General features: G+C 69.8%; 12 protein-coding genes and 1 pseudogene. 6 read left to right on the plus strand and 7 right to left on the minus strand.

Features of this window, described 5'->3' with window-relative positions; all coding sequences use genetic code 11:
• Both J0670_RS22380 and J0670_RS22385 read left to right on the plus strand, forming a co-directional pair.
• Nucleotides 1-1409 (plus strand): MFS transporter (locus J0670_RS22380; protein WP_207813435.1); only part of this gene is annotated, 1409 nt, incomplete at its 5' end.
• An 81-nt stretch (nucleotides 1410-1490) separates the two neighbouring features.
• Nucleotides 1491-1643: pseudogene (locus J0670_RS22385) on the plus strand (VOC family protein); the annotation flags it as partial.
• 89 nt (nucleotides 1644-1732) lie between these two features.
• On the opposite strand, the gene J0670_RS22390 reads toward J0670_RS22385, so the two are convergent.
• The 5 genes from J0670_RS22390 to J0670_RS22410 all read right to left on the minus strand — a co-directional run bounded on the left by J0670_RS22390 (nucleotide 1733) and on the right by J0670_RS22410 (nucleotide 4728).
• Nucleotides 1733-2326: a GNAT family N-acetyltransferase gene (locus J0670_RS22390; protein WP_207813436.1), complete on the minus strand. Its 594-nt coding sequence runs from the start codon at nucleotides 2324-2326 to the stop codon at nucleotides 1733-1735.
• A gap of 171 nt (nucleotides 2327-2497) precedes the next feature.
• Complete coding sequence (locus J0670_RS22395; protein ID WP_207813437.1) at nucleotides 2498-2707, minus strand: DUF397 domain-containing protein; 210 nt, start codon at nucleotides 2705-2707, stop codon at nucleotides 2498-2500.
• A 37-nt stretch (nucleotides 2708-2744) separates the two neighbouring features.
• The gene (locus J0670_RS22400) at nucleotides 2745-3539 is read right to left on the minus strand and encodes an SDR family NAD(P)-dependent oxidoreductase (RefSeq protein ID WP_207813438.1); all 795 of its coding nucleotides are present in this window, start codon (nucleotides 3537-3539) and stop codon (nucleotides 2745-2747) included.
• Nucleotides 3540-3694: 155 nt separating this feature from the next.
• Nucleotides 3695-3904, minus strand: coding sequence for a DUF397 domain-containing protein (locus J0670_RS22405; RefSeq protein WP_207813439.1), 210 nt, complete (start codon nucleotides 3902-3904; stop codon nucleotides 3695-3697).
• Complete coding sequence (locus tag J0670_RS22410) at nucleotides 3901-4728, minus strand: helix-turn-helix transcriptional regulator (RefSeq protein ID WP_207813440.1); 828 nt, start codon at nucleotides 4726-4728, stop codon at nucleotides 3901-3903. The genes J0670_RS22405 and J0670_RS22410 overlap by 4 nt, the downstream gene beginning before the upstream one ends.
• A gap of 126 nt (nucleotides 4729-4854) precedes the next feature.
• Between J0670_RS22410 and J0670_RS22415 the strand changes: the two genes are divergently transcribed.
• The 3 genes from J0670_RS22415 to J0670_RS22425 are packed head-to-tail and all read left to right on the plus strand — an operon-like array spanning nucleotide 4855 to nucleotide 5560.
• A complete protein-coding gene (locus J0670_RS22415) occupies nucleotides 4855-5184 on the plus strand; it encodes a recombinase family protein (protein ID WP_207813441.1) in 330 nt (109 codons plus the stop codon).
• Nucleotides 5181-5366 carry a hypothetical protein gene (locus J0670_RS22420; RefSeq protein ID WP_207813442.1) on the plus strand — a complete coding sequence of 62 codons (186 nt, stop codon included), beginning with the start codon at nucleotides 5181-5183 and terminating at the stop codon, nucleotides 5364-5366. The genes J0670_RS22415 and J0670_RS22420 overlap by 4 nt, the downstream gene beginning before the upstream one ends.
• Nucleotides 5363-5560, plus strand: a complete 198-nt coding sequence (locus J0670_RS22425) for a hypothetical protein (RefSeq protein WP_207813443.1) — start codon at nucleotides 5363-5365, stop codon at nucleotides 5558-5560. The genes J0670_RS22420 and J0670_RS22425 overlap by 4 nt, the downstream gene beginning before the upstream one ends.
• Nucleotides 5561-5603: 43 nt before the next feature.
• On the opposite strand, the gene J0670_RS22430 is transcribed toward J0670_RS22425, so the two are convergent.
• Complete coding sequence (locus J0670_RS22430; RefSeq protein ID WP_243437362.1) at nucleotides 5604-6506, minus strand: alpha/beta fold hydrolase; 903 nt, start codon at nucleotides 6504-6506, stop codon at nucleotides 5604-5606.
• A 151-nt stretch (nucleotides 6507-6657) separates the two neighbouring features.
• On the opposite strand from J0670_RS22430, the gene J0670_RS22435 reads away from it, so the two are divergent.
• Nucleotides 6658-7260, plus strand: coding sequence for a TetR/AcrR family transcriptional regulator (locus J0670_RS22435; protein WP_207813445.1), 603 nt, complete (start codon nucleotides 6658-6660; stop codon nucleotides 7258-7260).
• A gap of 30 nt (nucleotides 7261-7290) precedes the next feature.
• On the opposite strand, the gene J0670_RS22440 is transcribed toward J0670_RS22435, so the two are convergent.
• Nucleotides 7291-8016 carry a hypothetical protein gene (locus J0670_RS22440; RefSeq protein WP_243437363.1) on the minus strand — a complete coding sequence of 242 codons (726 nt, stop codon included), beginning with the start codon at nucleotides 8014-8016 and terminating at the stop codon, nucleotides 7291-7293.
• Nucleotides 8017-8277: the final 261 nt, after the last annotated feature.

The following is an 8277-nucleotide window of genomic DNA, read 5'->3' on the forward strand; positions in this document are numbered from 1 at the left end:
TCGCCGCGATCATGCAGACCCTGGTCACCCCACTGATCAGCCAGCTGCCCCAGCTGCTGCACACCTCCTCGTCCAACGCCTCCTGGGTCATCACCGCGACCCTGCTCTCCGCCGCCGTCTTCGTCCCGATCAGCGGCCGCCTCGGCGACCTGCTGGGCAAGCGGCCGATGCTCATCGCCTCCTGCGTCCCGCTGCTGCTCGGCTCCGTGCTGTGCGCGACGGCCGACTCCGTGGTGCCGATGATCATCGGCCGAGCGCTGCAGGGCATGGGCATGGGCCTGGTGCCGCTCGGCATCAGCCTGCTGCGCGACGTCCTGCCGCCCGAGCGGCTCGGCTCGGCGATCGCGCTGGTCAGCGCCTCGATGGGCATCGGCGGCGGCCTCGGCCTGCCGATCGCGGCCGCCGTCGCCGACTACGCCAGCTGGCGCGTGATGTTCTGGGGTACCGCCGCGCTGACCGTCGTCATCATCGGCATGCTCTGGACCGTCGTCCCCGTCCCGAGCACCCGCCGCGCGGTCGGTGGACGCTTCGACTTCGTCGGCGCGATCGGCCTGAGCGTCGGCCTGGTCTGCCTGCTGCTGCCCGTCTCCAAGGGCGGTGACTGGGGCTGGGGCAGCACCCGCACCCTCGGCCTGTTCACCGCCTCCGCCGCCGTCCTGATGCTCTGGGCCCGCTGGGAGCTGCGCGTCACCGACCCGCTGGTGGACCTGCGGGTCACGGCCCGCCCGCGCGTGCTGCTGACCAACCTCGCGTCCGTCCTGGTCGGCTTCGGCATGTACGCCCAGGCGCTGATCATGCCGCAACTGCTCCAGCTGCCGACGGCCACCGGCTACGGCCTGGGGCAGTCGATGCTGGCGATGGGGCTGTGGATGGCGCCCGGCGGCCTGATGATGATGGTGGTCTCCCCGTTGGGCGGCAAGCTGTCGGCCGCGCGCGGACCGAAGTTCACCCTCGTCGTCGGGGCGCTGACGATCGCCGTCGGGTACGGGCTGGCACTGCCCCTGATGGGCTCCACCTGGGGCGTGCTGGTCGCGGCGATCGTCTCCAACGGCGGTGTGGGCCTGGCCTACGGCGCGATGCCCGCGCTGATCATGAGCGCGGTGCCGCTCTCCGCGACGGCCTCGGCGAACAGCTTCAACACCCTGATGCGCTCGCTCGGCACTTCGGTGTCAGCCGCCGTGGTCGGCGTGGTGCTGTCGCAGATGACCGTCACCCTGGGCGGCCACACCCTGCCCTCGGAGGGCGGCTTCAAGGCGGGCCTGGTGATCGGCTTCGGCGTCGCCCTGATCGCGGCCGCCGTCGCCGCCCTCATCCCCGCCCCGCCCGCCGCCCGGCTGCGCGCCGTCCCTGCTCCGGAGGCCGCCTCGGCGACCGACGGCGCCGAGGCGGCGGACCCCACCACGGCCTGAGCGGATCCCACCGCCGGGGTCGCGTCGGTCTCCTGGTTCGTCCGGGAAATCGGGCGGCGCGACCGGGTAGCCCGTTGGTACGGTGCGCCCGGCGAGGAGCGCCTCGCCGCGCTTGAGGCCGAATGCGCACGCCTGGTCCCGCTCGGCGCGGTGCACGTGCAGACCCTCTATGACGGCAACGACGCGTGCATCCCGATGCTGGACATCGAGGGCAACGAGTTCTGTCTCGACTGAGCGTTCTCCGAGCCGCAGAGGCGGGGGGTACCTCCCCCGTGACGCGCCCCCGGACGCCGTGTCCGGGGGCGCGTCGTACAGGTCGAGGATCAGGCGTCGCCGAGCTCGCCTGCGGCAGTCGCGGCGACGGAGGCCTTCCACTCCCGGGCGAGCGTCGCGTAGACGTATTCGCTGCCCCAGCGCTCGCCGTCGAGGTCGTTCTCGACGAGGTGCGCCTCCCGGCGCATGCCGAGGCGCTCGCACACCCGCGCCGACCCGGTGTTGAGCACGTCGAGGCGGGCGAAGAGCCGGTGGACGCCCAACTCGGCGAAGGCCAGCTCGGCGGTCGCACGCGCCGCCTCGGTCGCGTAACCCCGGCCGCCGTATGCCGGGTTGAAGCCCCAGCCGATCTCGGCCTGGCGCGCCTGAGCGCTCGCGAGCTTCAGGACGACCTCGCCGACGACCTTCGCCTCACTGGCAGGGCAGACGGCGACGACCACGCTGTCACCGTCCTCGGCCCACGCCGTGCCGGCCGCGCGCCGCGTCAGGATCTGCGCGCACTGCTCACGGGTGAGTGGCGGCCGGTAGAGGTAGCGGGCGACTTCGGGGAGGCTCTGGTACGCGTACAGGTCGTCGATGTCATCCGGCGTGAAGGGACGCAGGAGGAGCCGTTCGGTACGGAAGGGCAGTGAGAGCGTGGTCATCGATCGGTGTTTCTCCCCAACGACTCGTCTTGGGCGACAGCGCCGTTCTAAACCCCTTGCCAGCAGCCGCGCAACCGTATATTTCGCGGCCTTGGTCTCGCCCTCCACCCATCGACACATGCGACGAGCCCCCGGACCGGGCGGTCCAGGGGCTCGTCGGACAGGTCGGGATCAGATGCCGCCGAACTCGCCGGCGGCGGTTGCGGCGACGAAGGACGTCCACGCCTCGGCCGAGAAGACGAGCGCCGGCCCCTCGGGGTCCTTCGAGTCACGGACGGGCATCACACCGGGAAATCCCGGAGCCACCTCAACGCAGTTACCGCCATTGCCGCTGTAGCGACTCTTCACCCAGCGGGCGGTGGTCAGGTTGAGATCGGTCATGAACCTCACCTTCCGTGAGATGGGAGTGGGGCAGGGGTCACGTGGTCTTGATCTGGCCGCCGTCGATGACGAATTCCGCACCGGTGATGTTGGCGGCGCGAGGGGAGGCCAGGAAGGCGGAGAGTTCGGCCACCTCCTGGGGTTCGGTGATCCGCCCGGTGGAGATGCCCATCTGCTGGGGCACGACCACGTCGAGGGTCTCCTGGGCGCTTTTGCCGGTGCCGACTGCCGTGGCATCGGCGAAGCCGCCGGGGTCGGTCCAGAACGGGGTGCGGACCGGTCCGGGGGCGATCGCGTTGACGCGCACGCCCCGTGGGGCGAACTCCTCCGACAAGGCTTTGGTCAGATTGCTCAGGGCGGCCTTGGCCGCTGAGTAGTCGACCACCGTGGGAAAGGGCAAACGCGCGTTGATGGAGCTGATGTTGACGATCGCTCCGCCGTCGCCCGCGAGTAGATGGGGCAGCGCGGCGCGGCTCGTGCGAACCGCGCTGAAGAAGGTCAGATCGAAGATGCGCTGCCACTCGGCATCGTCGACGTCCAGGAAGCTGGGGCGGGGGCTGGCGACGCCGACGTTGTTGACCAGCACGTCGATCCGGCCGTGACGCTCGGCGGCGGCCCGGATCAACTGGTCGGGGCCGCCCGCGTCACCCAGGTCGACGGGCACGAAGGTAACGCCGTACTTCGCTGCCAGTGCGGCGAGTTCGGGGGTTTGGGTACGGCTGCCGGCGACGACGCGGGCGCCTTCGCGACCGAGCGTTTCGGCGATGGCCAGGCCGATGCCTTTGCTGGCACCGGTGACGACGGCGACTTTGTCGGTGAGACCCAGGTTCATCGGCGTGCACTCCTGTGCGGCAGGTCGAGACCGGAAAGGCCGTGAAGTGGCCAAGGTGGAGCCAGTATCACGCACGGGATCCCGCCCTCCACCCATCGACACATGCGACGAGCCCCCGGACCGGGCGGTCCAGGGGCCCGTCGGACAGGTCGGGATCAGATGCCGCCGAACTCGCCGGCGGCGGTAGCGGCGACGAAGGACGTCCACGCCTCAGCCGAGAAGACGAGCGCCGGCCCCTCCGGGTCCTTCGAGTCACGGACGGGCATCACACCCGGGAATCCCGGAGCCACCTCGACGCACTCGCCACCGTTGCCGCTGTAGCGACTCTTCACCCACCGAGCGCCGGCCAGGTCATGGGTCGTCATTGAAGTTCCTTCCGAACAGCGCGGATCATCGCGAGCGAAGCCGCCGTGTCCAACGACTCCACCTTCAGGTGATCGTAGTCCTCTTCCCAGCCCGCAACGCTCTCGCGCCCCCGTTCCAGATGGCCTCGCGAATGTGCTTCCGCATAGCCCACCACGGACCTGTCGGGAAGCGTCAACAGCACCACCGGCAAGAGGAACGGCCGCTGCTCGCCCAGGCGGAACGGCGCCACCTGGATGGTGATGTTCGGACACTCGGCCAGCGCCAGCAGATGATCCAACTGTGCGCGCATGACCTCCGAGCCGCCCACAGTGCGAAGCAGGCAACTCTCGTCAAGCACGGCATGGATGACGGGCGGCGAATCCTTCTCCAGGATCCTCTGCCGTCCGGCCAGGAAGTCAACTCGCCCATCGGCCTGGGCCTGAGTGATGCTGCCACGGCGGACGTTCCCCGCTTCCAGGGCAGCGGCATAGTCCAGGGTCTGCAACAGACCAGGCATCACCCCCAAATGGAAGGTCCGCAGCTTCCTGCAACGCGCCTCCGCGTCCACGAACTCGGCGAATCCCTCCAGCAGGCTGGCGTTCGAGATCCGGCGCCACAGCTCCTTGAAGACACCGCCCGTGTCGAACACCCGGTCTGCCGCCACCGCGAATTTAAGGGTGACAGGCTTCTTAGCCCGTTCGACGTACGAGACCAGGCCATGGCTATAGCCCATCCGCCTGCCGAGTTCCGCCTGGGACCAGCGCCTGGAACGCCGCAATCTGCGAAGCTCATTTCCGAAGCGGACGGCCGGAGATGATGATGAGTCATCCTCGAAGAGCTCCATGGCTTCTCCCTGACTTTCACTCGGCACAACCGTGAAAGTTGCGACCTGGAGATCGTAACCGCACGCAGGGCACCATGGCTACACCCGGTGAGAAGCCGGGCGCACTGCGCAACCATGGAGACACCCATGACCCCCACCACCCCCTTCCAGGTCGTCCTGTACCTGGCCAGGAACAGCCACGCCTTCCCCGAGCGCGAGTTGAACCTCTGCGAGTCCTACGCCAAGGCCTTCAACTGGGCCGTCAGCCTGATCGTCGTCGACGACGAGGCCACCACCAAGGGGCCCGAGCACCGGCCCATGCTCCAGGCCGCCCTCCAGCGCCTGCGGGACAACCGGGCCGGTGCGATCCTCGTCCCCAGCAAGTGCACGATCTCCCCGATCGACGGCGAGTTCAACGAGTTCGCCGAACACGTGGAGAAGGCCTCCGCCTTCATCCAGGTGGCGACGCCGCGATGACCATCCGCTACACCATCGCCCCCGCCGACGGCGCCCACCCGGCCTGGATCGTCCTCGACCGCACCACCGGCCGCCCCGTGAAGGCCCTGCCGCCCGCCGAGGAACCCTTGCGTTTCTACTCGCACGCCCGGGCCCAGGCCTGGGTCCGCAGAAACAGCCCGGCCCCGGAGCCCGCGCGATGACCACCGACCCCGCCGGCTTCGAGGTCCGCCTGATCGACTCCCGCAGCCCCCACTTCCTCCTCCTGGAATGCTGGGGCCTGTGGGACCGCGAACGCCACGAATACCTCCGCGCCCCCGGCTCCTGCGACCGGATCCGGCGCTTCTACACCCGCGCCGCCGCCGAAGCCTTCCGACGCCACCGCACACCCGACTAGCCACCGGCACAAGGCAGTTACCCCCGGGCCGCCCCCGGGGGTTTCAACGTGCCAGGAACGCGGTCAGCGCCGACAGCATCGCCTCCGGGGCCTCCTCGGCGGGGTAGTGACCGCAGCCGGGGAGGACGACGCTCTCCACGTCCTCGGCGGCAAGCCTCATCGTCGCGCCGACCGCTGCCCCCAGGTTCTCCGCTCCCCCGATCGCCAGAACGGGCAGGGACAGCCTCCAAACCCTCCGCTCCTCGTTCTGCGCGATGGTCGTATCGAGCGCGCGGTAGAACTCGAAGCTGGCCCGCAGGGCCTCCGGGTCGGCGGCCAGGGTCTCGACGTAGTGCCGAACGGCATACTCAGGCAGGGCCTTCGCCGCCTTCGTCGCGAACTGGTGGCCGAAGTACAGGTGTTCCCGCCCCCGGACCAACTGCTCGTTCATGCCGTCGAGTCGGTTGAAGGCGAAGTGCCACAGACGGTCGTTGACCTCCCCGCTGCCGAAGAGGGGCGGCGACGGCGAAAGCCCCGGGATGGCCGCCTCGGCGACGGCCAGGCGGTCGAGCCGGTCGGGGTGGTCCGCAGCCAGGGCGTAGCCGGTCCACATCCCGACATCGTGCCCGACCATGGCGAACCGCCGGTGCCCGAGCGCGTCCATCAGCGCCACCATGTCGCGGGCGAGCGTGCCGGTGTCGTACCCGCCCGAAGGCTTCTCCGACAGCCCGACCCCACGCGGATCGACCGCGACGACCTGGAAGTCCCGGGCCAGCGCGGGCATCAACAGGCGCCAGGCGTACCAGGTCTGGGGCCAGCCGGCCAGCAGCAACAGCGCGGGCCCTTCACCTCCGGTGACGGCGTGCAGGCGCAGCTCGCCGGTGTCGACGTACCGGCTGGTGAAGGTGTCGGTGAATCCGGCCGGGAGGTTCGGTGCCTGGGAGACGGAGCCGGGGCCTTCGGGCATGGGCGGGTGGGTCATCGCGCGGCCTTCCGATTAGGGAACCACTGGCCGCCACGCTAGCCATCTTGGATCGATCAGTCAAAGATGATGAGACCGATCGGTCCAAGATGCGGGTAGGCTCATCACCAAGTGTGTGAAACGGGAGGTGCACGCGGTGTCCGGCCGGAAGCAGTTCGACGTCGACGCGGCCCTGGACCAGGCCATGCGGGTGTTCTGGCAGCGCGGGTACGCGGACGCCTCGCTCGACGCCCTCACCTCCGCCACCGGTCTCGGCCGAGGCTCCCTCTACGGCGCCTTCGGCAACAAGGAGGCCCTGTTCGGCCGGTGCCTCGACCGCTACGCCTCGATCTACGGCGCGCGGTTCGAGCTGGCACTCACCTCGCACTCCGGCGATCCGGTGCGCGCGATCGAGACGTTCTTCGAGGTCGTCCTGGACCGCATCGCCGACCCGTCGGTCCCCACGGGGTGCCTCATCGCCCAGTCCACCGCGCAGTCACTGACACTGAGCGCGGAGAACGGCACCCAGGTGCGCGGCCTGCTCGACCTACAACGCCAACGCGTCCGCGCGGCCCTGGCGGGCTCCCCGGCCGACGCCGGCACCCTCGACGAACTGGCCACGTTCGTCGTCGCCGTCAACCAGTCGCTGGCCGTCCTGAGCCGTGGCGGCGCCTCGGACGCCGAACTACGGTCCGTGGCCCGCCTCGCCTGCACGACGGTGGCGGACACCCTCGCCCGAGCGGCATCCGAGGACGGCTGACGCCTGCCGCCGGCACCGGGCCGGGCGCCATCACAGATCAGAAGCGTCGATCCAACTGATCGTCGCCACCAGCCCGGGAGCCTTGTCCGTCGCCTCGGCCGCCAGAAGGGCCCAGTCCCGGCAGTCGGCCACGATCCGGGCCCATGGCGACCGGCGGTCGACGTCCCAGTCGATGCCCGGACCGCGCTGCCAGAAGACCCCCTTGCCCTGCTCGACCCGCCACACCTGGAAGTAGAGCACCGCCTGATCGTGAGCGGCGAGGTCCTCGATGACTTCGGCCAGGTGAGCCGTCGGCCATGCCGACCCCACGTCCTCCAGCGAGGCCCGCAGCGCGGCGGCCCGGGGCGGGATCACGGGCTCACGGGCCCCGAGATCCGTCAGCGCCCAGCGAAGCCCCTCTCCCTCGCTGTCGTCGGGAGCCTCACCCCGCCGCCGGAACGCCTCATAGGCTCGCCGAATGGCCGGCACGGCGCGCCGGATCTCCAGGTCGGCCAGGGCTTCGGCCGCCCATTGACGAACGGTGGCGGCCTCGCTGTCCACCAGATCGATCAGCACGTCCCCCGGCCTCGGATCCTTCAGCGCGGTGAAGACCTCGAGGGCGCAGAGCTGCCCGTACGTACCCAGGTGAGGCACTGCCGCCACCAACTCGTCCAGCACCTCCGGCCCTTCGGCGATCAGCGCGTACTGGGCGTCCATGGCCACCCCGCTCGAATCCGCGTCGAGCTCGCCGATCCACCGCGCGATCACGTCGTCCATGGCCACGGAGTCTGGCTCACACCGTCCGCCACCGACCAGCCGATTTTCGAAGCCCGACTCACCGAGAGGAACACAGGAAGTCGGCCCGTCCGACTTCCTGCACTCAACCTCCACGGTCACCGTGGCAACCAATCCCGTCCCGAGAGCCATCGATCACAGTGTTCTGATGATCGAACTGACGCTCGGACAACGGAGAAACTGTGCGGAATGCTCGCGGCGTGACCGTCCCGCTGGCCGTGGGGGTCGTGACGGCCCTCGCCC

Origin of the sequence: Streptomyces sp. FH025, from assembly GCF_017427025.1 — a bacterium.
GTDB lineage: Bacteria > Actinomycetota > Actinomycetes > Streptomycetales > Streptomycetaceae > Kitasatospora.